The 22,939-nt window shown below is 57.0% G+C and carries 17 protein-coding genes and 1 pseudogene; 10 read left to right on the top strand and 8 right to left on the bottom strand.

Annotation, left to right across the window (positions count from 1 at the left end):
- Positions 1 to 191 precede the first annotated feature (191 nt).
- A complete protein-coding gene (locus P0D73_RS41285; RefSeq protein ID WP_408435624.1) occupies positions 192 to 938 on the bottom strand; it encodes an esterase/lipase family protein in 747 nt (248 codons plus the stop codon).
- A 279-nt stretch (positions 939 to 1,217) separates the two neighbouring features.
- Here P0D73_RS41285 and phaP point away from each other — a divergent pair, with 279 nt between their 5' ends.
- Positions 1,218 to 1,724, top strand: a complete 507-nt coding sequence (gene phaP, locus P0D73_RS41280; RefSeq protein ID WP_408180313.1) for a TIGR01841 family phasin — start codon at positions 1,218 to 1,220, stop codon at positions 1,722 to 1,724.
- A 211-nt stretch (positions 1,725 to 1,935) separates the two neighbouring features.
- Here phaP and P0D73_RS41275 read toward each other — a convergent pair.
- From P0D73_RS41275 to P0D73_RS41255, 5 genes and pseudogenes are all read right to left on the bottom strand, one after another.
- A pseudogene (locus P0D73_RS41275) lies at positions 1,936 to 3,928 on the bottom strand (acyl CoA:acetate/3-ketoacid CoA transferase).
- A gap of 137 nt (positions 3,929 to 4,065) precedes the next feature.
- Positions 4,066 to 4,713 carry a maleylacetoacetate isomerase gene (gene maiA / locus P0D73_RS41270; RefSeq protein ID WP_408289457.1) on the bottom strand — a complete coding sequence of 216 codons (648 nt, stop codon included), beginning with the start codon at positions 4,711 to 4,713 and terminating at the stop codon, positions 4,066 to 4,068.
- Positions 4,710 to 6,092, bottom strand: coding sequence for a fumarylacetoacetase (gene fahA / locus P0D73_RS41265; RefSeq protein ID WP_408435628.1), 1,383 nt, complete (start codon positions 6,090 to 6,092; stop codon positions 4,710 to 4,712). The genes maiA and fahA overlap by 4 nt, the downstream gene beginning before the upstream one ends.
- Entirely contained in the window at positions 6,092 to 7,501 is a 1,410-nt protein-coding gene (gene hmgA, locus P0D73_RS41260) for a homogentisate 1,2-dioxygenase (protein WP_408435621.1), read from the bottom strand. The genes fahA and hmgA overlap by 1 nt, the downstream gene beginning before the upstream one ends.
- 79 nt (positions 7,502 to 7,580) lie before the next feature.
- Positions 7,581 to 8,537, bottom strand: coding sequence for an MBL fold metallo-hydrolase (locus P0D73_RS41255; protein WP_408180316.1), 957 nt, complete (start codon positions 8,535 to 8,537; stop codon positions 7,581 to 7,583).
- A gap of 318 nt (positions 8,538 to 8,855) precedes the next feature.
- On the opposite strand from P0D73_RS41255, the gene P0D73_RS41250 reads away from it, so the two are divergent.
- The gene (locus P0D73_RS41250; RefSeq protein WP_408435619.1) at positions 8,856 to 10,613 is read left to right on the top strand and encodes an FAD-dependent oxidoreductase; all 1,758 of its coding nucleotides are present in this window, start codon (positions 8,856 to 8,858) and stop codon (positions 10,611 to 10,613) included.
- Between the two features lie 2 nt (positions 10,614 to 10,615).
- On the opposite strand, the gene P0D73_RS41245 is transcribed toward P0D73_RS41250, so the two are convergent.
- The gene (locus P0D73_RS41245) at positions 10,616 to 11,425 is read right to left on the bottom strand and encodes an IclR family transcriptional regulator (protein ID WP_408180318.1); all 810 of its coding nucleotides are present in this window, start codon (positions 11,423 to 11,425) and stop codon (positions 10,616 to 10,618) included.
- 106 nt (positions 11,426 to 11,531) lie between these two features.
- Between P0D73_RS41245 and P0D73_RS41240 the strand changes: the two genes are divergently transcribed.
- The 4 genes from P0D73_RS41240 to P0D73_RS41225 all read left to right on the top strand — a co-directional run bounded on the left by P0D73_RS41240 (position 11,532) and on the right by P0D73_RS41225 (position 15,707).
- The gene (locus P0D73_RS41240; RefSeq protein ID WP_408180319.1) at positions 11,532 to 12,368 is read left to right on the top strand and encodes an IclR family transcriptional regulator; all 837 of its coding nucleotides are present in this window, start codon (positions 11,532 to 11,534) and stop codon (positions 12,366 to 12,368) included.
- Positions 12,369 to 12,776: 408 nt separating this feature from the next.
- Positions 12,777 to 13,865, top strand: a complete 1,089-nt coding sequence (locus tag P0D73_RS41235; RefSeq protein ID WP_408289444.1) for a substrate-binding domain-containing protein — start codon at positions 12,777 to 12,779, stop codon at positions 13,863 to 13,865.
- A gap of 81 nt (positions 13,866 to 13,946) precedes the next feature.
- Entirely contained in the window at positions 13,947 to 14,450 is a 504-nt protein-coding gene (locus tag P0D73_RS41230; RefSeq protein ID WP_408180321.1) for a nuclear transport factor 2 family protein, read from the top strand.
- A gap of 129 nt (positions 14,451 to 14,579) precedes the next feature.
- The gene (locus P0D73_RS41225) at positions 14,580 to 15,707 is read left to right on the top strand and encodes an alkene reductase (protein ID WP_408180322.1); all 1,128 of its coding nucleotides are present in this window, start codon (positions 14,580 to 14,582) and stop codon (positions 15,705 to 15,707) included.
- Between the two features lie 195 nt (positions 15,708 to 15,902).
- Here P0D73_RS41225 and P0D73_RS41220 read toward each other — a convergent pair whose 3' ends face one another.
- Positions 15,903 to 17,084, bottom strand: coding sequence for an MFS transporter (locus P0D73_RS41220; RefSeq protein ID WP_408289439.1), 1,182 nt, complete (start codon positions 17,082 to 17,084; stop codon positions 15,903 to 15,905).
- Positions 17,085 to 17,276: 192 nt separating this feature from the next.
- Here P0D73_RS41220 and P0D73_RS41215 point away from each other — a divergent pair, with 192 nt between their 5' ends.
- The 4 genes from P0D73_RS41215 to P0D73_RS41200 all read left to right on the top strand — a co-directional run bounded on the left by P0D73_RS41215 (position 17,277) and on the right by P0D73_RS41200 (position 22,831).
- Complete coding sequence (locus P0D73_RS41215; protein ID WP_408180323.1) at positions 17,277 to 18,545, top strand: substrate-binding domain-containing protein; 1,269 nt, start codon at positions 17,277 to 17,279, stop codon at positions 18,543 to 18,545.
- A 164-nt stretch (positions 18,546 to 18,709) separates the two neighbouring features.
- Entirely contained in the window at positions 18,710 to 20,353 is a 1,644-nt protein-coding gene (locus tag P0D73_RS41210; protein ID WP_408180324.1) for a GMC family oxidoreductase, read from the top strand.
- Positions 20,354 to 20,457: 104 nt separating this feature from the next.
- A complete protein-coding gene (locus P0D73_RS41205) occupies positions 20,458 to 21,969 on the top strand; it encodes an aldehyde dehydrogenase family protein (protein WP_408180325.1) in 1,512 nt (503 codons plus the stop codon).
- Positions 21,970 to 22,072: 103 nt separating this feature from the next.
- The gene (locus tag P0D73_RS41200; protein ID WP_408435616.1) at positions 22,073 to 22,831 is read left to right on the top strand and encodes an SDR family NAD(P)-dependent oxidoreductase; all 759 of its coding nucleotides are present in this window, start codon (positions 22,073 to 22,075) and stop codon (positions 22,829 to 22,831) included.
- Positions 22,832 to 22,939: the final 108 nt, after the last annotated feature.

Here is a 22,939-nt window from a genome sequence, read left to right as displayed (position 1 = left end):
GCCGGATAGTCGGAGACGGAGCTCGCAAGTAGTCGAATACCGAGGCGGCGGCCGAGCTGCACCGCGTTCAATCAGAGCAGCCGGCTGGCCGTTTCTGACATGCGTCGGAGCAACGCGGAGCTAGTTTTGAGATGCGGGCTTTTAGCCCGCCGTCCTCACGATGCTCGAAGATGATTTCGCACTCGGAGGCACTATTGGCCTGCGGCCCGCATTACGACCTGTCTAGGACCGTCCGGATGCTGGGCGAGGAGGTCCGCCAGCACGCGCAGCACTTCCGGGTGATGGACCATGCCTAGATGGCTGACGTCGTCGACCTCAATGTTGCGGTGGTTCGTTGACCCGGTCGAGACGCATCCTTCCCACGCGACAATTCCGTCCGTTTTTGAGTAGACCGAAGCGGACGGAACAGGCGCAGTCGCATCTGAACACCGCGTGGGAGCGTGATTTATTGGAGGTATGCCACTGCTCAACATGTTCAGCATCCATCCGGCATGAGTGGCGTCCGAGTTGTCGGCAACAGGTGTCGCCAGCGTGATGACCTGGCGCACCAGTTCCGGATATTTCGCGGCCAACTGACGGGCGTAGACGCCGCCAAAGCTCCAGCCGAGCAGTGAAACCGAACGCCGATGCAACGCATGTATCTGCCGCAGATGGTCACCCAGACGTTCCAGCATCAGGTCATTGTCGGCACCCGGCCCAAAGTTGACGCCTTGTTCCCAATCGTGAACTTCGTAGCCGAGTTGTTGCAGGCGCTTGCGCAGGTCCGACGTCGCGACCCCGCTGACACCCAGACCGGGAAATACGAGTACCGGATGACCGTCACCGGGCGGCAGCGGGGCAGCCAGCGGAGCCAGACCGGCAGCGTAGTCGGCTGCCGCGCGAAGCGGTTCAAGAACGAGAAGTGTTGCTGAGGGTGGCGTGAGTTCAACGCTTTTCATTGCATCTCCAGTGGGGCGCGTATGCAGGGCATCCTAAGTATGCGCGCGTATTGCTGCATCGCAACGTAAACATATGAGATGCCACAGTTCAGATGTCCCGCTGCTTCGGTAAAAAACGTGCCACGCCCTGCTGACAAGGGACGGAGGCGCACGAAGGAGCTCCAGATGCGCAAAATAAGAATTTGACTTCGTCGAAATTGTGGCTATGATGGAACTCAGATTGCTGCAATGCAGCATTTAAATCGGGCGACATACGGCCCTACTTTTTTGGAGTCGAACATGAACACCCTCATCCCGGAACAAACGATTATTGCAACCAAGGCAAGCCTTGAGACAACTTTCGGTCTTGCGAGCAAGGCTTTTCAGGGCTTCGAAAAACTCATTGAACTCAATGCGCAGACGGTCAAGATGACGCTCGCCGAGGCGCAAGAATTCGCTGCCAAATCTGTTGCTAGCAAAGAACCGCAAGCAGCTTTTGCCGGTCAGGCAGCCCAACTGCAGGCTGGCGTTCAAAAGGCGCAGGCCTATTGGAAGCACGTGAACGAAATCGTGTCGAGCACCCAGGCTGAATTCGAAGCGGCGGCCAAGAACGTCTTCAAACAGCCCTCGTTTGATGCGAAGGCATTTTTCGCCAACATGTCGAAAAATGCACTGCCTGGCGGTGACGCGATTACTGCCTTCTGGAAGTCCACTTTCGGCGCAGCGGGCCAGACAGCTAGCGTGGCGTACGCGGCTGCCACGAAAGCGACTAAAAAGGTCGGTGAAACCGCGGTCAGCGACGCGTAGTAATTGCTCGCGGTTGGAGACCTTAATAATGTGCCGAAAAATCTTGCGCTGAGCGCGACGGAGTAAGCTCAACGTTGAGCAGTAGAAGGGAGTCCCGGTCGAAAGACCGGGACAACCCAAAATGGAACGAGTGAAAATAGCGGTCTGCGTGTGCAAACACGTCGTGGCGCTTAAGCTCGACGGTGTAGGCACCGGAAGAAGAGTCTGTCTGCTAACGGGACTCGTGCGCCGTTACCTCTTCGGGGCTTTCGTAGATATAGGTCGCGACGCTGCGCCGGTGCAGCGCTTCTCCCAGTTTCATTCGAAGGAAGCTGCTTGTCGTATATCGAGTGACGTCCGAGTAGTAGCGGGAGACGAGACCAGTAACCATGTCTGAATAGGCGTCGATGACTTTGGGAGCTATCGAGAAGTTGTCGTAGTTTACGATGGCGTGAAGTCTCACCGTTAGTCCGGACAGCGCCAACTCAACCTCGGCACGGATAGCTTCCACGTCGTCAGCGGACGTGACCTTGTGCCCCTCGAAGTTGATGAAGAACATATTTTTGTCCGCGTCGTAGCTGAACCTTTCTCCGAGTGTCAATCGCAAAAGCATGGCTCGCAGGCCCATCGGTTTGCTGTCAAAAATTCGGGCGTCCATGAGACGCGGCGGCGATTTTATGATTGGGACGAATTCCATCTGTGAAATGATGTCTCTCTGCAAGTCGATTCCGGGTGCGATTTCGACAAGCTCAAGACCGCCCGGGCTAAGAGAAAAGACGCATCGTTCTGTGATGTACAGAACAGGCTGGCGGCGTTCACTTGCGTAGCGACCACCGAACGTGCGATGCTCCACCTCGTTCACAAACTTTCGGCAGACGCTATCTCGAAGAATCGTCAACCGGCCGTCTTTGATACTTAAATCAAGTTTGCCGGCGTTGAACGTGCCAAGAAAGACCACCTTCTTCGCGCTCTGGGAAATATTGATGAAGCCGCCGGCGCCAGCCAGCTTCGGTCCAAACTTGCTCACATTCAGATTGCCTTCCCGGTCGACCTGAGCCAGTCCGAGAAACGCTATATCCAGTCCGCCACCGTCATAGAAGTCGAACTGGTAGGGCTGGTCAATGATGGCATCGGTGTTGGTCGCCGCGCCAAAATTCAGGCCATCCGCAGGTATTCCGCCAATGACACCCGGCTCGGTCGTCATTGTGAAAAGGTCGCATACCTTCTCCTCGTTTGCGACGCTCGCTATGCCTTCGGGCATCCCAATCCCAAGATTCACCACGCTGTTGGCCATCAGTTCGAACGAGGCCCGTCGTGCAATGACTTTTCGCTCCGTCAAGGCCATTGCGGGAATCGAACCGGCTGAAACGCGAAGCTCACTTGCAAAGCCGGGACTGTACGGTTCAGCAAAGGTCTGCCAGTGGTTTTCAGGCTTGGCGACCACAACACAATCGACCAGGATTCCGGGTATCTTGACGTGTCGAGGATTCAAGGTGCCAGACTCTGCAATTCGCTCTACCTGAACTATTACGATGCCCCCAGAGTTACGTGCGGCCATTGCAATGGAAAGCGACTCGAGGGTGAGCGCTTCCTTCTCCATCGTTATATTCCCGTTCGCGTCGGCCGTGGTACCGCGTACGATAGCGACGTCGATGGGGAATGTCTTGTACAGAAGGCAGTCAGCGCCGTTGACAGATATAAGGCTCACCAAGTCTTCGGTAGTTTTTGCATTGAGCTTGCCGCCGCCGTTTCGCGGGTCTACGAACGTGTCGAGCCCGACGGTCGACAAGTGGCCAGGTCGGTGCGCCGCGATGTCTCGAAAGAGTTGAGAGATGACACCTTGCGGGAGGTTGTAGGCTTCGATGTGACCTTCGACAGCCAGCCGTTGACGGCCCGGTACAAGGCCCCAATGGCCCGCCGATTACTCTCCGAACGAGTCCGTGATGGGCGAAATGATTCAGCCCCTTCAACGCACCGTCCCCTTGTCCGCCAGCATAGACAAGCGTCAGGTTCCGCGGCGCATCGTTTTCCAGACTACTGGTGTCGAGGAACAGCTGTTCGAGTGCAACAGCAATTTCCTCCGCAAAGCCAATTCCAACGAAGCCGCCTGTCGCTACAGTGTTGCCTTCGCGAATTAGCCTAACTGCGTCCAGGGCGTTGACGATTTTTCCTCGTCCAACGCTTTGCATTGCCACCGGAAACGGATGGTGAAATCCTGCACTCATGTCTAGTCTCCAATCCGCACCATGGAGGCGAGCTCCGGCGCAATATGTTTGTTCAGCCAAGCTGGCGGCTCTACCGAGGCTGTACTAGCTATTACATGAGCCATCCGTGACTGATGACGATGTTTGGTGCTGAGAACTCACGGCTCCGCATCGGGTTGGGCGGCGGGGTCGGCTTGCCGGAACGCATCCAACTTCATCGCGTTGGCTGCCAGTCGGGAAATGATGGGGTAACGATTCAAAGGTATTTCGAAGCGGCGGGCGTTCCAGACCTGTGGAACGAGGCATAGGTCTGCAATGGTAGGGGCGCTCCCAAACACATAGTCGCCAACGCGGGGCTCAGACTTCAGCCTGCTTTCGAGCGAACTGAAGCCGACATCAATCCAGTGCTGATACCACTCCGATTTCTGTTCCTCGGAGATGCCGAAGCGTCTTTTCAGGTACTGGAGGACTCGTAAGTTGTTGACCGGATGTATTTCACTGGCGACTTGCAACGCCACGGACCGTACATATGCACGGTCGGCGGGAGCGGCAGGAAGCAGTGGCGGCTCCGGGTGCAGCTCGTTCAGATACTCGATAATCGCGAGCGATTGCGTCAGAACCTGCGGGCCATCCTCGAGAGTTGGCACCAGTCCATCGGAGTTGAGCTCGCGGTAGACGGGCGAAAGTTGCTGGCCCCCTCCCTTGAGAAGATGCACCGGTGCATATTCATAAGGTAGCCCCTTTAATGCGAGGGCAACGCGAACCCGATATGACGCCGAGCTCCGGAAGTAGCTGTAGAGCTTCATTCATCGCTCTCCGGCGCGGCGACCTCGAGGGCCGGCAATATGGTGCCGACGCATGAACCGAAGCCAATGCGGTAGCCTTCGCCTTGACACCATCCGAGCAGAGTCAGTTCGTCGCCGTCCTCAATGAAGCTCCGAACTTCGTCGTTGCCAAGCTTGAGTGGCGTTTGTCCATTCCACGTCAGCTCGAGAAGGCTGCCGAACGTTCCAACATTGTCGTCAGCCAACTCTGATTTTGGCCCGCTGATAGTTCCCGAGCCCAAGAGGTCTCCAACTCGCGTGTTGCAGCCCGAGGACGTATGGTGCACCAACTGTTGCGCCATCGACCAGTACATGTGCTTGAAGTTAGTCCGAGCAATAGTTGTTGGGGACGCGGCGGATTTCGGCTTCAGAAGGACCTCAAGGTGCAGGTCAACGCCAGCGTTCTTCGCTCCTCGCAGGTACGCCAAGGGTTTCGGCATCTGCGACGGCTGTTCGACACGAAACGGCGCCAACGCATCCATCGTCACCACCCACGGCGAAATGGTGGTCGCGAATCCTTTTGAATTGAACGGGCCAAGTGGCTGATATTCCCATTGCTGGATGTCTCGCGCGCTCCAGTCGTTAAGGAGGACCATGCCAAAGATATTCCCATCCGCGTCCGCAGCGGAAATCGGTGAACCAAGAGCATTGCCGACACCGACGAAGAAGCCCGTTTCCAATTCGATGTCCAGCTTGCGACACGGCCCATACGAAGGGCGTGCGGAGTCCGGGTCTTTGCGCTGCCCGTTCGGGCGCCGAACCGGCGTGCCGCTCACAACAACGGACGATGCCCGGCCGTTGTACCCAATAGGAATCTCGAGCCAGTTTGGCATCAACGCATTCTTCGGGTCGCGAAACATACACCCTACATTCGTCGCATGTTCTCGCGAGGAGTAGAAATCGGTGTAGCCCGGAATTTCGAACGGAAGATGCATGACCGCATCGCATTGACGAACGACTGCACGCTCACGGACCGCGGCGTTGTCACGAAGTGCTGTTCCGTCTGCAGACAGGAGCATCGAGAGTTGAGTCCGCACACTAGCCCAAGCTGCCTTTCCCAAGGCGACAAAGTCATTGAGTCGCCCCTGACGGAAAACGCTCTTCGGTTGGCCCGCGTCGTCGGTAACCGCGTACGGCACGGAGAGCAAGCCGGCCGATTCTAGTACAGCGAGGTCGACGACTAATTCTCCAATTGCGACGCCGACACGGGGGATGCCGGAATTGTTGTCCGAGAAGACGCCAAAGGGCAGGTTCTGGATGGGAAAGTCGGTGTCGCCCGTATTGGCCGATTCAACCCAGCTTTTCAGGTTCGGACTGGTTGTCCGCGGCAGCGCCAAAGCTTCGTCTGTCATCGCAGTCATCATTTCACTTCCGGATTGAAGTTGTTCTTGAGCCCCTGCCAGCACTCGAAGTAGTTCGCCTGTAATTGCGAAATTTCGAGCGCGAACTGCGTCGGTTTGATGAGCGTGCGCGTCTCGAACATGAAGGCCATGGTGGAGTCGACCTTGGCCGGCTTCGCGGTGTCAGACGCTGACGCCTTGTCGAATGTGCCGGCGTCAGGCCCGTGGCCGGACATGCAGTTATGCAGGCTTGCGCCCCCTGGGAGGAAGCCTTCCGCCTTCGCGTCATATTCGCCATGAATGAGACCCATGAACTCGCTGGCAACATTGCGATGGAACCAGGGCGGTCGAAAGGTGTCCTCGGCGGCGAGCCAGCGCGGCGGGAAAATAACAAAGTCAATGCTGTCAACGCCAGGCGTGTCGCTGGGTGACTGCAGGACCAGGAAGATTGACGGGTCTGGATGGTCGAAGCTGATTGAGCCAATTGTGTTGAATTGGCGTAGGTCGTACTTATAAGGCGCGTAGTTCCCGTGCCACGCGACGACGTCGAGCGGCGAGTGGTCGATGTCGGCGCGCCAAAGTTGGCCGTTCAGCTTTGCGACCAGCTCGAAATTACCTTCGAGCACCTCGTAGGCGGCCTGCGGCGTCAGGAAGTCACGCGGATTGGCAAGTCCGTTTGAGCCGATTGGGCCGAGGTCTGGCAACCGGAGGAGGGCGCCAAAGTTTTCGCAGACGTACCCCCGTGCATCCCCGTCGAGCAGTTCAACGCGAAAACGCGTGCCGCGCGGAATAACAGCGATTTCTTGTGGCCCGACTTCAACGAGCCCAAATTCGGTCCCAATGCTCAGCGTGCCGAGTTGAGGAACAATCAGTAGCTCGCCATCGGCAGAATAGAAGAAACGGTCGTGCATCGACCGGTTCGCTGCATACATGTGGATGGCGCAACCGGTCATCGACTCAGCCGAGCCGTTGCCCGCCATCGTTACCAGACCGTCGATGAAGTCGGTGGGCTCCTGGGGGAGCGGTAATGGGTCCCAGCGGAGCTGATTGGGCGGCGTCTGCGGGACGTTGGAGAAGTCGCTAACGAGCTTGCTTTTGCCTAATGGCGTGAATGGCTTATGGACGGCGGCAGGGCGTATCCGGTAAAGCCATGAGCGACGGTTGTGCGAGCGCGGCGCGGTGAACGCCGTTCCAGAAAATTGTTCCGCGTAAAGGCCGTACGCGACTCGCTGTGGTGAATTCCGACCCACAGGCAGGGCGCCAGGAAGCGCTTCGGTCGCAAATTCGCTACCGAAGCCGGACTGATATCCGGTAGGGTGCGCTGAAAAAGCAGCCGATGCCGACGAGGCACGTTTAAGGCTGGAATTCTGAAGCGAAGCTGCGTGGGCAGTCTCGCGATTTTCCTTCGTTTCGACAGTCGGGTGTTGCACGTTGAGTCTCCAAGGGGGATTCATCTTGAAAGCGGAGACCCTGGCGTTGTGTCAAACAGCCGCGGTCCGCCGATACAGGTCAGCCTTCGAGCGTTTCCCACATCTCCTTGTCGCGCTGCGCGGTCCAGATGCGCGGGTCGGGGTACTGCGTGGCTTCGTCGTGGGCGCGCGTCACATCAAACGGCATGCAGTGGTCGAAGATGACCCAGTCGCCGAACTTCGGCTTCAACGCTGCGTAGGTGTCTTTGTAGATGGCGTTCAGGTCCTTCCCTTCGCTCGAGCTGGACTTGACCTTGTTGTAGAGCTCGCTGACAAATGCACGCGTCCCAGCCAGACCGTCCGCGACTTCCTGGGGCGTTTTCAGCGCGGCACCGCGGCCGGGAACCAGCTTCTCGGGTTTCAGCGCGGCAATGGCGTCGAGCGTAGCTGGCCAGTCCTGGAAGTAGGCGTCACCGGCGTACGGCGTAGCGCCGTACTCGACGAGGTCGCCCGACAAAAGGACCTTTTCCTGCGGCAACCACACAACAGTGTCGCCCTTCGTATGTCCGCGACCAAGCTGAAGGATTTTCACTTCGAGCTTGCCCAGCCACAGCGTCATTTCCTTCTTGAAAGTCAAAGTTGGCCACGTCAGCCCCGGCACGGACTCAACGGCATTGAACAGTCGCGGGAAGCGTTCAATCTCGCTCTTCATGTCCTGCTCGCCACGTTCGACGATGAGGTCGTAGGTGTCCTGACTCGCGATGATTTGTTGCGGGTTGTATGCCGATGCGCCGAGCACGCGAACAGCATGATAGTGGGTGAGGAGCACGTATTTGATGGGCTTGTCCGTCACCTCGCGGATGCGGCGAATGACGTCCTGAGCCATGACCGGCGTTGCCTGGGTGTCAGCGACCAGTACCGCGTCATCGCCGATGATGATGCCGGTATTGGGGTCGCCTTCCGCCGTGTAGGCGTACGCGTGCTCGGAAAGCTGTTCAAACGTGACCTTTTTCTCTTCAGTATCCGCGTGGGAAGCGAACTTCTTCTGTGACGTCATGGCGAAACCTCTGTTGGTGGTTCGAAAGTCGGACTGAGCGGTCGCCCGCCGATGGGAAAGGCCACATGCGTGGTCGGATGTTTAAAATTATACAGAAGAGAATGAAATCGCATATAGATAATTTCCCTCATCCCTCGAACGGAATCCGAAACCATCTGATGTAAACGGCGCTACTGCCCGTTTACGTCTACGGGATTGTACCCATGCAAATAAGTTTGCAAGGAGTAAATTGCGACGTACTATTCGCTTAAGGAGACATTGAGGCTCCGCCATCCATTTTTTGGTGCGTCCTGGGACGAACCATCACCGGAGAAAGCAATGCCGCAAGAGAGTGAATATCAATGTGATGTCCTGGTTATCGGCTCAGGCGCATCTGGCATGTCGACGGCGATTACTGCCGCGTCGAAAGGTCTGAAGGTGCTGGTTATTGAGAAGGAGCCGAAATTTGGTGGGTCGACGGCACGCTCCGGCGGCTGGCTGTGGATTCCGAACACCTCTTTGGCGAAGGTGCAGGGAATTTATGAACCGGAAGGAGCGGCGCGCACCTATCTCGCACATGAGGCTGGGGACAGCTTCGACCCGGACCGCGTGGATGCTTTCATCAAGTACGGCCCGGAAGCGGTGGATTTTTTCACGACGAAGACGGCAGTGCGGTTCGACATGCCGCTAGTTTTTCCTGACTATCACGCCGAGGCTCCCGGGGGCAGGCAAGGTGGGCGTTCGATGGTAACCAGACCCTTCGACGGACGTGAGCTGGGGAAGCACATCGGCGATTTGGCCCCGGCGCTGCCCGAACTGACAGTCTTCGGGATGATGCTGGGTTCGGGCAAGGAAATCGTGCACTTCATGCGAGTGACGAAATCTGTGAAGTCGGCGTGGTATGTGACCAAGCGGTTGTCGAAGCACTTCGCCGACGTGATGAAGTTCGGCCGTGGAATGACGCTGACGAACGGCAACGCCCTATCTGGCCGGCTGGCAAAGTCGCTTTTCGACCTCAACGTGCCGCTTTGGCTGAATACGAAGGCAACTTCGCTGACGTTTGATGATGGCCGCGTGTCCGGTGCGACGCTAATCCGCGAGGGTAAGGCGGTCCGTGTTACGGCTAGTTGCGCGGTGGTACTGGCAAGCGGCGGATTCCCTTACGACATCGAACGGCGCAAGCAACTGTTCCCGCATGCTCCGACGGGCATGGAGCATTTCTCTCCGTCGCCGACGGGGAATACGGGGGATGGTTTGCGTATGGCTGAGGCCGTCGGAGCTCAGGTTGCAAAGACACTTCCAAATGCGGCTGCGTGGGTGCCGGTATCGACCCTCAAGCGAAAGGACGGCACGACGGGCATCATGCCTCACTTCATCGACCGGGCGAAGCCTGGCGTCATCGCGGTGCTGAAAGACGGACAACGGTTCACCAACGAAGGCAACTCATATCATGACTTTGTGCAGGCGCTTGTCGCCGCATCGAAGCCGGGCGAGGAAATCTCGGCACACCTGATTTGCGACCACAAGACACTCCGTACTTATGGCTTGGGAAGTGCAGCACCGTTTCCAATGCCCATCGGTCGGTATCTGCGAATCGGCTACCTTACCCGGGGAAAAAGCGTCGAGGACTTGGCCCGACTCATCGGTGTAAGCGCAGATGGATTGCGGAAAACTGTGGCAGCGTTCAACGAGGAAGCGAAGCTCGGTCGCGACCCCGAATTCGGCAAAGGCAGCCAGGCATACAATCGATACCAGGGCGACGCTCTCCACGGCCCGAATCCCTGCGTTGCACCGATTGAACGCGGCCCGTTCTACGCGCTCAAACTGCGGATTGGCGACATTGGCACTTTCGCTGGCCTGAAGGCTGACGCGAGTTGCCGTGTGCTGGATGGAGAATCTGCGCCTATTCCGGGACTTTTTGCTGTTGGGAACGACGCATGCAGCATCATGGGCGGAAACTATCCAGGAGCGGGTATCACGCTCGGGCCGGCGCTGACGTTTGGTTTTATCGCTGGCTCGGCAATCGTGGAATCGAAGGTAGGAGCCGGCTCATCCGTTGGCTCAACGCCGGTCGGTAGCCTCGCTTACCACCCTTGATATCAAGTCTCACTGCCCTGCAACGTCGCGTAGCCCAGTCGATATGAGAGGTCGGTGGCAGTCTGGCGTAGGGTCTGCGCCAGTTCGCCATCCCACCGCGTGTCGAAAGTGCCGGCAGGGCCGACCAGCGTGATTGCCAGTGCAATCGTGCCGTTGAACATGAATACAGGCGCGGCGATTGCGTTGACGCCAGGAAGAGGATGACCGGTGGTTCGGGTCATCGCGTCTTCACGAATCTGCTCGTATTCCTTGAAAAGGCGTTGCTTGTCCTGCGCCTTCAAGTCGGTTGCACCGCTCAACCGAATACCTTCGTCTTCCAAGGCTTTACGTACGAGTGATTCGGGCATGTATGCGCCGAACAGCCGTCCCGTCGCCGTGTTTACCAACGACATGATGGTTCCGACACGCAAGGTCAAATGGAGGGGGTATGGGGGGTCTTCCTGGCGCACGACGACAGGGCCGTTCGGTCCCCAGGTCGTCACGAACACACTCTGACCCGTCTTCGATGCGAGTGCGAGCACATCCGCCTCGGCTTCTCGCAGCGGGTTAAGTCTCTGCAGGCCATATAGACCTAAACGCAACGCTAGGGGGCCCGGCGCGTAGCCACCTGATGGCTCAACACGCTGCACCAGCTGCAGTTTGATAAGGCTTACGAGGTACGGAAAGAGTTTCGCGGGAGGCATTCCCGTGACCCCCGCAATTTCCTTCAGTACCATGGGAGAATCGGAGTAGGTGAGCGCAAGCAGAATCTCGCTTCCTACTTCAACAGACTGGATTCCCCGCTGGGATTTATCGCTGCTTTCGGTATCCATGCGCCTGTCCGGATTGAAAAAACCTAAAAAATAAGTTACCGCCGACGAGAATGCAGAAGCCGGTAAAATTATATAATCACAACACAATTGTACGGCAGAGGATTGCATGGTAACGAAGCAGCCGGCAAAAAAACTGCGCTCAGAAGAGCAGCTATCCGATGGTCGCAAGGAGCAGCGGGGCATCCAGAGCATGGAGGTCGGCGGCCGCTTCCTTGAGTATCTGGCCAGCGCTGGCGAGCCGCTAACGCTCGCGGAGCTAGGTGCTCTCAGCGGCATCCCAACGAATCAGGCTTTCACCTATATGGTGAGCCTGCTGCGCACAGGCCTCGTCAAACGAGACCCAGTGACATCACGGCTGGAACCGGGGCCACTATCATTGCGACTAGGGCTGCACGCGCTCCGGATGGTGCCAGCAGTCCGCAACGCCATGCAACCTGCGCTTGACCTTGCGACACGGGCCGGGCAAAGCGTGCTGTTAGCCGCGTGGGGTGACCGCGGTCCGACCGTGCTTCAGAGCGTCGAACCTTCTGCATCGTTACACGCAGGTGTGCACGTCGGCACGGTGATGTCGCTCGTGCATTCGACGACTGGCCGTGTTTTCGCTGCGTATAAACAAACGCCCAATCTTCGGGACCTCATAAAAGCCGATATTGGGCTACAAACGCCGGAGGGTTCACACCTGTCGGCGGCGCAGTTCGAAGCGATTCTCGCGGATGTCCGCAAGCGCGGCATCGCACGTGGTGAAGGCCTGCCGATTCCTGGCATCAATAGTATCAGCGCCCCGGTTTTCGACGGTGGTGGTGACATCGTTCTCGTGCTTACCCTGTTTGGTGTGGGAGCCACGTTCGACGTCGCCTGGAAGGGTACTCTTGCGACGAGCTTGCTCGAGACTACCAGGGAGTTAACGGCACTGAATGTCAGCCCCGCGGTCCCCTCCGCCTAGCCGCAGGGCCTCTTCATGAAACCTGCCCAAAGGGCCTAACTCCTCCTTTCGCACAGTCCACGCTTGCCTTGCGGCACCAGACGCTTCGCAGTCGTCTTGCTGCACGGCCACCGAGAGTGGCCGCCATCTCGGCGTATTCCCTTATCGGCCAACAGACGCGCGTGTAATCCGCGCCTCCTGTACCTGCGACCGAACGCTGAAACGCACTCCTGCCGGGGAAATGCCGAATACCGTCTGAATTCCTCTGCACTGACGAGTTACCTATCCCGCACGCGCCTGGCGTAATCAGGCCAATCAAAATGGCGCGTCAAGTCGTGAAGGCACGTCGTTGCGCTCCTATAGTCGCCTCATGGATATCGAAGGCGGCATTGGTCATTGGATTGCGGGCTCAAAAAAGGAGAGGAGACGATGAAGCAACTTATCAGATATTCCACGCACGTTCTTGCCGCAGGCTTGCTGGCAGGAACTGCATCATCGGCAGCCATGGCGGCAGACTCGATATCGGTTCAGCGCCAGGGCGACATCACGTCCATGTGCGGGACCAAGCCCATGGTTGTTGGACTTTCAGATGGCTATGGAGGTAACACCTGGCGAAAGACAGCCATCGCCGAATTGAAGGACGAAGTCGGCCGTTGCAAGAACCTGACACGGTTCATCTACACGAACGCAAACGGCGACCAGCAAAAAGCGAACTCCGACATCAACAGTATGGTCGCTCAGGGGGTTAACGTCCTCATCGTTTACCCAGACTTCGGCGCCGCTCAACTTCCGGCAATGCGAGCAGCAACTCGAGCCGGCGTGACGGTCATTCCGTACATGGCCGAGATTCCGGGAACGCCCGGGAAGGACTATGCGGCGAACGTGAGCGCCGACCTTCTTCGTATTGGTGGAGCGTGGGCAGACTGGTTCGGCCAGAATCTGAAGAACGGCAATGTCGTCTTTCTTGGCGGCATCCCGGGTGCACCGGCCTCACAAACTTTCCTCAATGGCTTCAAAACACACCTCGCGAAATATCCCGGCCTCAAGCTGGTCCAGAACGACTTCGTCGTTACTAACTGGAATCCTATCGATGCGCCGAAAGCCGTTGAAGGTGTGATTGCCAAATACTCACACATCGAGGGTGTTGCGTCCGACTATGGCGTCACGGCGCTTGCAACCGTCAAGACATTCCAGCAGGCACATCTGCCGATTCCCGCGATTGCGACGGGCTCAAGCAACAACGAGCTCAGCTGCAAGTACGTAGCGATGAAGGAAGCTGGCCAGCCTTTCCCGTACTACTCGCTTGACGGCATGACTTCTGTTATCCGGTTCGCTGCTCGCCGTGGGGTCGCGACGTATCAGGGCACAACGGATAACGAACCCCTGAAGGTGTTCCCCTATATATACGCCGATAGCGGTGCCGGAGTTACGCCAAAGTGCGATGTATCTGCTCCCCCTGACGCAGATTTTTCTTCCGTGCTGGCCGCTGACAAGCTGAAGGCAGTTTTTAAGCAGTAACTTGGCATACAAAATCTTATGAGCCAATTAATTTATATGTACTACTAAAAAGTGTTTTTAAGCTAACCATAGGAAGGCAACATGAGTCATGAACTTAGTTTGGAAGAGCGCGTCAATCGCATCGAGGACATCGAAGCTGTCAAACAGCTGAAGGCAACATACGCGCGTCATCTCGACGATGGCTACAACCCGGAAGGAATCGCATCGCTGTTCACTGAGGAAGGCCTTTGGGTTATCAAGGGCGTCGGCGGTGAAGCGAAAGGCAGGGCTGGAATCGGGCAGCACTGTCGAAATCTAAAGGAGGGTATCGCCTGGGGCCAGCACAACATCTCCTCGCCGGTCGTCACAATTGCTCCGGACGGAAAGCACGCGGATGCGACCTTCTATCTGGTTTGCTTGCTGACGATGGCACCTTCGCCGGCAAACCCGGAGGCCGAGGCGTTTGTTCTTGCCGGCAAATACAGTGACAAGCTCGTCAAGATTGACGACCAATGGTTCTTCGAAGAAATCACGGGAACCATCGACCAGTCATCACCGTGGACGGAAGGGTGGGTTAAGTCTCCGTTCGTAAAGGAATCTTGGTGACTTCCTAGCTGACATTTTTCTTGTCGGTGTATTGCGCGGCAGGTCATGAGAGGAGTGCAATGTGCTTCCCCTCGTTCAGCCTGTTCGCGCAACTTTCATGTATGGAACAGAGCGATTGAAGGGATAGCGATGAGCAAGCTACTGAAAAGTTACGATATGAATGGCACGTTACTGGCGAACCGTGTTCTGATGGCACCAATGACGAGGTCACGCGCCCGTGACACGGTTCCTGATGCCAGGACCGCACTGTACTATCGTCAACGAGCCGGTGCCGGCTTGATAGTTACAGAAGGGTCGCAGATTTCAATCGAGGGAACGGGCTACCTCTTCACCCCTGGCATTCATACGCCCGAACAAATCAGAGGGTGGCAAGCCGTAACAAAAGGTGTGCATGAAGAGGGTGGCAAGATTTTCATCCAAATCTGGCACGTCGGCCGCATTTCGCACGTCAGCCTGCAGGAGAATGGTGTCGCGCCGGTCTCGTCGGTTGACGCTCCTGCCAAAGGTTACACGTGCTTCGCGTACGACGAGCAAGGGCAACCAGGACCGATACCCGTGAGTACACCTCGAGCGTTGACAAAAGATGACATCGCACGGGTGACGGAGGATTTCGTCACGGCCGCGAAGAACTCGATAGAAGCGGGATTTGATGGAATTGAAATCCATGGGGCTAACGGCTATCTGTTCGAGCAGTTCATCAATGCCGGTTGTAACACGCGCACGGATGAATACGGTGGCAACACGATGAACAGGCTGCGCTTTGTTCTGGACGCGGTCGACGCGATGTCCGAAGCTATCGGAAGCAGTCGAGTTGGCATCAGATTGGCGCCGTATGGCCGCCTTCACGATATGCACAGTTTCGACGGCGAGGAAAACACCTGGCTCACGTTGGCGCAAAAGCTCAGCGAGAAAAACCTTGCATATGTCCACCTCAGCGACCAGGAGTCGCTGTGCAACATTGACCCAACCGTTGCTGCCATTCCAAAAGATTTTGTCAGGAAGTTCCGCAACGTGTACAAAGGGACGCTCGTGATTGCCGGTTCACTTACGCAAAAGACTGCCGAGGAACTGGTGAATAGCGGGGTTGCCGACTTGGCAGGCTTTGGTCGTCCGTTTATCTCGAACCCGGACCTGGTGGAGCGTTTCAGGAACAACTGGCCGCTCGCGCCGTTCGACCCGGCAACCTTTTACGGCGGTGGGGACGAGGGGTATATCGACTATCTGCCATATCGAGAAAGCGTCGACAACGAAGCTTAGGCGAGTTGGGCACCGCACCCAAGGTCGGACCTACCCTCCTGCCGGGTATCCGACCTTTTCTTTTGCATCATGTCGAGCTTGCGGGGATATTGCTGGAACTCGTGCGATATGTCGAATATAGCAATCAAGATTCCTATTTGTTTCTTTCGACTCAGACGTCTGACAAAACGCGTCGAGATTTATGATGAGCAGACGTTAGGTTTTGACCAGATTCGGAGTCTGTTTCGATACCTGAACTGAAAAGGTCAATGCTAGCAAGAGCAGGCCCGCCGCTGATACTACGAAAACGGGGGGGGCCGAAAATCGGTCAATAAACCAGGCGGCACAAATGACGCCCAGAGATTGGCCGAAGAAGAGAAAGCACGAGAAGAGCGACACCGCGGTGCCACGTGCCCCCGGCGCCATTTGCGTAGCGTGGGTTTGCAGTGTGTTGTGCAATGCATAGAAGCCGAACCCGGCCAGAAAGCATGCTGGAAGCGCAAACACCCAGTCGTTCGACATGGCGAGCCCCGTATACGATATTGCGAGACACGCCCCGCCCAGCCTCGCAAGATTGGATTCTCCCAGTCGTCGAACCAGAACGCGTGCGCAGCGGCTATAGAGTAGGCCGCCAACTCCGTACAACGCAACGATGCTGCCGGACTTCGCCATCGGCATGTGGAAACTCGCGTGTAGGTAAGTCGGGATGAAGGAAAGGGTGCTGAATGCGAGTGAGCCTTCAATGAACGTGATTATGAGCACCGTTCGAGCCCAAGGAATCGAAAGGACTTCAAAAGCCCGGTGGCCAAACCCTTTGCCCGTGGCGACATTGTTGACTTTTGATGCGTTGTCCTCGCGCATCACGAAGAGCCCCGCGAACAAGGAAATCATCGCCAATAAGGTGAACGAGATGCGCCAATTGAATGTGTCGGCGACCAGCGCTCCCAACCATTGCCCGGCAATCATTCCGAATACCGTTGCGCCCAGAAGCCTGGCAAGAATCTCCTGGCGTTTGTCGTAGGGCACCGTATCGCCAATCCATGCCATTGTTAGGGGAACGATTCCGGCCGCTGCTGCGCCGGACAACACTCGTGCACCGACCATCTGACCCAAATGGAGCGAAATAGCTGCGCCGAAATTTCCTACGGTACATGCAAGGGTAGCCAACGCGATAACGCGAATCTTGCCAAACCGGTCGCCCAAGGGACCAAAGAAGAGCTGCATCACTCCGTAAGCAAGTGCGAAAGAGGAAATAGTTTGTGCCGCGCTAGCCATGGATACGCGGAACTCGGACTCAAGCGATGGGAGCAAGGAATCGCAGACCCTCATCGACGCCATGCTCGCAAAGCAGCAAGTGCTCAAAAGCCATAGAACTCGTTGTGACAGCCTGCTTTCCATGTTTGAGTGTCCGCGAGAATTAATTCGGAACCGGTGCATTTCTGATGAGGTCAACGCGCCCGGCACCGATGGTCGTCAGACCAAACATCCCCTCACGACCCCGTCCTCCGAATGAAAGAAATTATACATACGCGACTACGTACGCGTATATAAAACATAACCCTGGGTCAGGTAGCCGGCGGCTGGAGAGCGTTGATTCAGGGGCAAATCGCTTTCGCTACCGGCATGGAGGGAAATCCTTGGCGCAAACAGGCCATTGATTATGTCGCGAGGAGTCGCGAACGCCCGTTTTCCCTCTCATATATTGGCTGTAAGTCTGATGAAGATAGCTTCATCGAAGGGCTTGCCGACTTTATAAAAGATGAGGAGACGATGAAAAATCTCTACCTGTTTTCCATGCGTACGCTTGCCGTCAGCCTGTTGGCGGCTACTGCATCCATGCCGGCGATGGCCGCCGACTCGGCCTTGGTAACTAATCAGGGCGACATCAGTGCGATGTGCGGCACGAAGCCGATGGTCGTTGGCTTGTCCGACGGCTATGGAGGTGTGACGTGGCGCAAGACCGCCGCCGCTGAGCTGAAAGACGAGGTTAGCCGTTGCAAGAACGTAAAGAAGTTCATGTACACGAACGCGAACGGTGACCAGCAGAAAGCAAATTCGGACATCAACAGTATGGTCGCGCAGGGCGTGAACGTGTTGGTCGTGTTCCCGGACTTTGGTGCGGCTCAGATTCCCGCAATGCGGGCGGCAACCAAGGCCGGCGTAACCGTCGTCCCGTATCTAGCGAAAATATCTGGCAATGCTGGAAAGGACTACGCAGCGAATGTGACCGAAGACGTCTACCGGATGGGGCAGGTCTGGGCCGACTGGTTTGGACACAACCTCAAAAAGGGAAATGTGCTGTTTCTCGGCGGTGCCCCGGGAGCCATGTCGTCGCAAATCTTCCTGGATGGTTTCAAGACGGAACTCTCGAAGTATCCGGACCTGAAACTTCTGGACAACAATTTCATAGTGACCAACTGGAATCCAGTCGACGCTCAGAAAGCAGTGTCGGGTCTTATCGCTAAGTACCCGCACATCGATGGCGTCGCAACCGATTATGGCGTCACTGCGCTCGCAACGGTCAAAGCATTTGAGCAGGCGAGCCTTCCGATTCCAGCAATCGCAACAAACGCCAGTAACAACGAACTCAACTGCAAATATCTCAGCTTAAAGAAATCGGGCAAGGCATTCCCGTACTTCTCGCTTGACGGCACGACCTCCGTCATTCGATTCGCCGGCCGTCGCGGGGTTGCAGACTTCCAAGGGACAAAGAACGACGAGCCGTTGGCGGCGTTTCCCTATCCGTACGCGGACAGCGTCAAGGGTATGGACCCCAAGTGCGACCCTACGGCACCGCCCGACGCGGACTTCTCTTCGGCCCTTCCGCCGGAAAAGCTCAAAACGGTCTTCCAGCAGTAAGCCTCCTGAGTCGACGACGTCTACATCGCGCATAAACGCCTGGGCGCTCTCCCTGACGTCGCCTTTCTTGAGGTCGGTTCCGCAACAAACCGAGTGCGAAGGGTTGCAAGCATAAGTTGCATCGCGCAATACGCGTACGAATTGGAAAAAAATGGAGGCATGACATGACTGACTACATCATCATCGGTGCGGGCTCGGCCGGCGCCGTGTTGGCAAATCGACTGACCGCCGACCCTAGCGTTAATGTGACGCTGCTGGAAGCGGGCGGGTGGGACAAGAGCCCCTTCATTCATATGCCGGCCGGTTATTTCCGGTTGATGCAAACTGGCCAGCTTGATTGGGGCTATCACACTGTGGCTCAGAAGCACATGAACAATCGCGAGATGTTCATTCCTCGTGCCAAGAGCATTGGCGGTTGCACTACCGTCAACGGCATGATTTATACGCGCGGCGACCGCACGGATTACGACCGGTGGCGCGACCTTGGCAACGAAGGTTGGGGCTATGAGGACATCCTCCCGTACTTCAAAAAGTCGGAGACGTGGTCGGGTGGCGAAACGGAGGTTCATGGTGGTAACGGTCCGTTGAAGACAAGCAGATTTGGCATCCACAATCCGGTTTGCCAAGCTTTTATCGAGGCCGGCAAGCAAGCCGGGTACAAGTACAACGATGACTTGAACGGGGGTAATCAGGAAGGGTTCGGCCCCTGCGACAGCACGCTCGCAGACGGCGTTCGGTCAAGCGTTGGACGCTGCTATATCGCACCGATTCGCGACCGGAAGAACTTCACCGCCATCACCGATGCCGTCGCTTCGCGCATCCTCTTTGACGGTGACCGCGCCGTCGGGGTCGAATATCTCGCTGGGAAGAAGTTGAAGAAAATCTACGCGTCGCAGGAGGTCATCCTCTGTGGGGGCGCCTTCAATTCGCCGCATCTGCTCCAGATTTCCGGAGTTGGCGACCCCAACCACCTTCAGTCCATCGGCGTGCAGACCGTACACGAGCTTCCGGGTGTCGGCAAGAATTTGCAGGACCATGTGGGATGTGGCCTGAAGCAGAGAATTACGCAACCGCTGTCGTTGCTCAAGCACCTCAACATTCTGAATTCGGCCTCGGCGGTCGCCAAGTACATGGCGACGAAGACTGGGCCTGCCGCCTACCACGGTGTCGAAGCCTTGGCATTCGTCAAGACGCGGCCGGACATTGTGGCCCCTGATATTCAGTTCCACCTGAACATGGTCATGTATGAAGACCACGGCCGAAAGATTTTCCATGAAGAGGGCGTGATGCCGTACTTCAATATCTCGCGTCCGCAAAGCCGCGGCACGGTGTTGGCCCGTTCGTCAGACCCGCTGGCATTGCCCGAAATCGACCCGAATTTCTTTGCTGTGCCTGACGACATCCGTGTGATGCGCGATGGGCTTCGCATCTCGCGTGAGCTGATGGCCCAGAAAGCCTTTGACCCTTACCGAGGCGAAGAGTTTGGCCCCGGCAAGGAAGTGCAGTCGGACCGGGACCTCGATGAATACCTGAAGAACAAGAGTGAAAGTGTCTATCACCCGGTCGGGACTTGCAAAATGGGCTCGGACAACGACGCGGTGGTTGATGCAAGGTTGCGCGTGCGCGGCGTACGCGGTCTGCGCGTTGTCGATGCTTCGATTATGCCGACGCTCACGAGCGGAAACACCAACGCCCCAACAATCATGATTGCGGAAAAAGCCGCAGACATGATTCTGTACGACGCTGTCGCTAACAGCTCCGGCGCTAGCAGCAAGCTCGACCAGCAGGTTGAACATCTCGGAATCTGAAGCTCCGCGCTATGAGCGCTCTCTCTCACCCGTCTCTTCGGTGTGTCGGGGGAGAGTTCTGACTTGCATGCGTACGTTTCAATTAACAGTCACAGGGACGAGTAATGACATCTTCAATCGCAGTATTCGATACCTCCGCTCGACTCTCAGAAAGCACGAAGCGGTTCCTTGCCAGAAAACATCGATTGTTCATCGGCGGTGAATGGGTCACTGCCTCCTCGGGTGCCACCCGGGAAGTCCTCGACCCTGCAACCGGAGCGGCGATTTCGACCATGGCGAACGGCGATGCGAAAGACGTCGACCTCGCCGTAAGAGCTGCCCGCGAAGCCTTCGAGCACGGCCCGTGGCGCTCCATGTCCACGGCAGAACGCGCGAAGATTATCTGGAATATTGGTAATCTTGTCGACGAACACTCGGAAGAACTCGCGCAACTGGAAGTGCTCGATGAAGGGTCTCCGTACAACATCGTGAGGAATTTTTACGTGCGGCTGGGTGCGGAACATTTCCGTTATTACTCAGGTTGGGCTACGAAAATTGGCGGCAGTACGGTTCCCGTGAACATGCCGGGTGAATGGCATGCATACACCGTACGCGAACCAATCGGAGTGGTCGGGCAAATTATTCCGTGGAACGTGCCGCTCCTGATGGCTGCATGGAAGTTAGCACCTGCCTTGGCCGCAGGTTGCACCATCGTACTCAAGCCTGCGGAAGATACCCCGCTGACTGCTCTGCGCATCGCGGAATTGTGTCAACAAGCCGGTCTGCCGCCGGGCGTCCTGAACGTCGTAACGGGTGATGGCGTTGCCGGCGCGGCACTCGTCGAACACCCTGACGTGGACAAGGTGGCTTTCACCGGCAGCACCGACACGGGCAAGGCAATCGTTCGTGCAGCTGCAGGAAATCTCAAACGGGTTACGCTTGAGCTAGGCGGAAAGAGTCCGGTTTTCGTATTTCCTGACGCAGACCTGGAGCGTGCTATTCCGGGTGTTGCCGAAGCGGTACTGCTCAACAGTGGGCAAGCTTGCACGGCAGGGTCCCGCCTTTATATCCACGAAGACATCTACGACAAGGTTGTCGGAGGAGTCGCGGAATACGCGAACTCGCTCAAACTCGGTCATGGGCTCGACCCGGAGTCCAATCTTGGACCGCTCATCTCCGAGCGCCAACTCTCGCGCGTGTCCAAAATCCTCCAGGCGGGAATCGACGAAGGTGCGAAGGTCTTCGCTGGCGGCGGCAAGCCTGATGGTGCCGGCTTCTTCCATCGCCCGACGGTTCTCACCAATGTCCAGCCAGGCATGAGCGTGTACCAGCAGGAGATTTTTGGGCCCGTTATCTCGGCAATGAAGATGAGCGGCGACAATCTCGATGCACTCGTGCGCGAAGCGAACAACACGGTGTATGGTCTTGCCGCAAGCGTGTGGACAAGAGACCTAAGTGTGGCCCATAAGCTCGCGGCGAGGATTCGTGCCGGCGTTGTCTGGGTGAATAATCACAACCAGACCGACGCGGCGCTGCCGTTTGGTGGCTACAAACAGTCGGGTTGGGGCCGGGAAATGGGGCTCTCGGGCCTGGAGGCTTATACGGAACTCAAGTCCGTAGGTGTCTATCTCGGCTAGAAGTTGCTGTGCAGGTTCCCCGCTCCCGCTCGACGTTGCCACGGACGGGAAGCGCGGGACTCATTGTTCGATATGCGAATCTAAGAAGATGGAGCCGCAGAGCATGGAAGGATTGAGCAACAAGACAATCGTTGTGACCGGGGGCGCGGGAGGCATCGGGCTCGCGACGGTAAAGCGTCTCGTAGCGGCCGGTAGCAGAGTGATTATCGCGGACATGCCATCCAGCAACGGTGAGAACCTGGCTATGGATGTGGATGAAGGGCGACGCATGGTCCATTTCTTGCCCATCGATGTGACTAGCGTCGAATCCCTAAGTCGGGCCGCCGCCCAGGTCGTGAGTCGACACGGCGGCGTTGACGGTGTCGTGGCCAATGCAGGGATTGCGGTTCTGTCGGAGGCGTTCGATTATGACGAGGCGTCATGGCGAAAAACGATGTCGGTCAACCTCGATGGAGCATTTTTCACCGCACAGACTTTCGCGAAGCACATGCGTGGGCGCGGCGGTAGTGTCGTTCTAATTTCGTCAATTGCGGCTCGAACGGTCATTCGGCCTGAGAAGTGCGCCGCTTATGGTGCGACCAAAGCCGCAGTAGAGCATCTCGCCGCATTACTTGGGGTTGAATGGGCGAGCGATGGCATTCGAGTGAACGCGGTCGGCCCTGGTCGTACTGAGACTCCGATGATTGAGCGATTCGCCAATGAGTCTCCTGAGATGGTTGCCATGTGGATGTCACAGGTGCCGATGGGACGATTGATTCGGCCGGAAGAGGTCGCTAACGCAGTTGCCTTCTTCCTGTCAGACCTATCGAGCGGATGTACGGGCACAACGTTGATGGTAGACGGCGGCTACGACAAGGTTTGATGCTGGCGTGAAGTGCCAGGCGTGTTGACGTCTGGCATTTCTCTGCCGCACGGAAGCCGCAACGCGTAGCATCTGACCAGCGATTGCTGACTGCAAAAAATGGCAAGC

Source organism: Paraburkholderia sp. RL18-101-BIB-B, assembly GCF_046026985.1.
Taxonomy (GTDB): domain Bacteria; phylum Pseudomonadota; class Gammaproteobacteria; order Burkholderiales; family Burkholderiaceae; genus Paraburkholderia.
This window is presented reverse-complemented; position numbering and strand designations above follow the sequence as displayed.

Coding starts and splice junctions, on each gene's coding strand:
- P0D73_RS41285 (WP_408435624.1), bottom strand. CDS start 938: ATGAAAAGCGTTGAACTCACGCCACCCTCAGCAACACTTCTCGTTCTT.
- phaP (WP_408180313.1), top strand. CDS start 1,218: ATGAACACCCTCATCCCGGAACAAACGATTATTGCAACCAAGGCAAGC.
- maiA (WP_408289457.1), bottom strand. CDS start 4,713: ATGAAGCTCTACAGCTACTTCCGGAGCTCGGCGTCATATCGGGTTCGC.
- fahA (WP_408435628.1), bottom strand. CDS start 6,092: ATGACTGCGATGACAGACGAAGCTTTGGCGCTGCCGCGGACAACCAGT.
- P0D73_RS41255 (WP_408180316.1), bottom strand. CDS start 8,537: ATGACGTCACAGAAGAAGTTCGCTTCCCACGCGGATACTGAAGAGAAA.
- P0D73_RS41250 (WP_408435619.1), top strand. CDS start 8,856: ATGCCGCAAGAGAGTGAATATCAATGTGATGTCCTGGTTATCGGCTCA.
- P0D73_RS41245 (WP_408180318.1), bottom strand. CDS start 11,425: ATGGATACCGAAAGCAGCGATAAATCCCAGCGGGGAATCCAGTCTGTT.
- P0D73_RS41240 (WP_408180319.1), top strand. CDS start 11,532: ATGGTAACGAAGCAGCCGGCAAAAAAACTGCGCTCAGAAGAGCAGCTA.
- P0D73_RS41235 (WP_408289444.1), top strand. CDS start 12,777: ATGAAGCAACTTATCAGATATTCCACGCACGTTCTTGCCGCAGGCTTG.
- P0D73_RS41230 (WP_408180321.1), top strand. CDS start 13,947: ATGAGTCATGAACTTAGTTTGGAAGAGCGCGTCAATCGCATCGAGGAC.
- P0D73_RS41225 (WP_408180322.1), top strand. CDS start 14,580: ATGAGCAAGCTACTGAAAAGTTACGATATGAATGGCACGTTACTGGCG.
- P0D73_RS41220 (WP_408289439.1), bottom strand. CDS start 17,084: ATGGAAAGCAGGCTGTCACAACGAGTTCTATGGCTTTTGAGCACTTGC.
- P0D73_RS41210 (WP_408180324.1), top strand. CDS start 18,710: ATGACTGACTACATCATCATCGGTGCGGGCTCGGCCGGCGCCGTGTTG.
- P0D73_RS41205 (WP_408180325.1), top strand. CDS start 20,458: ATGACATCTTCAATCGCAGTATTCGATACCTCCGCTCGACTCTCAGAA.
- P0D73_RS41200 (WP_408435616.1), top strand. CDS start 22,073: ATGGAAGGATTGAGCAACAAGACAATCGTTGTGACCGGGGGCGCGGGA.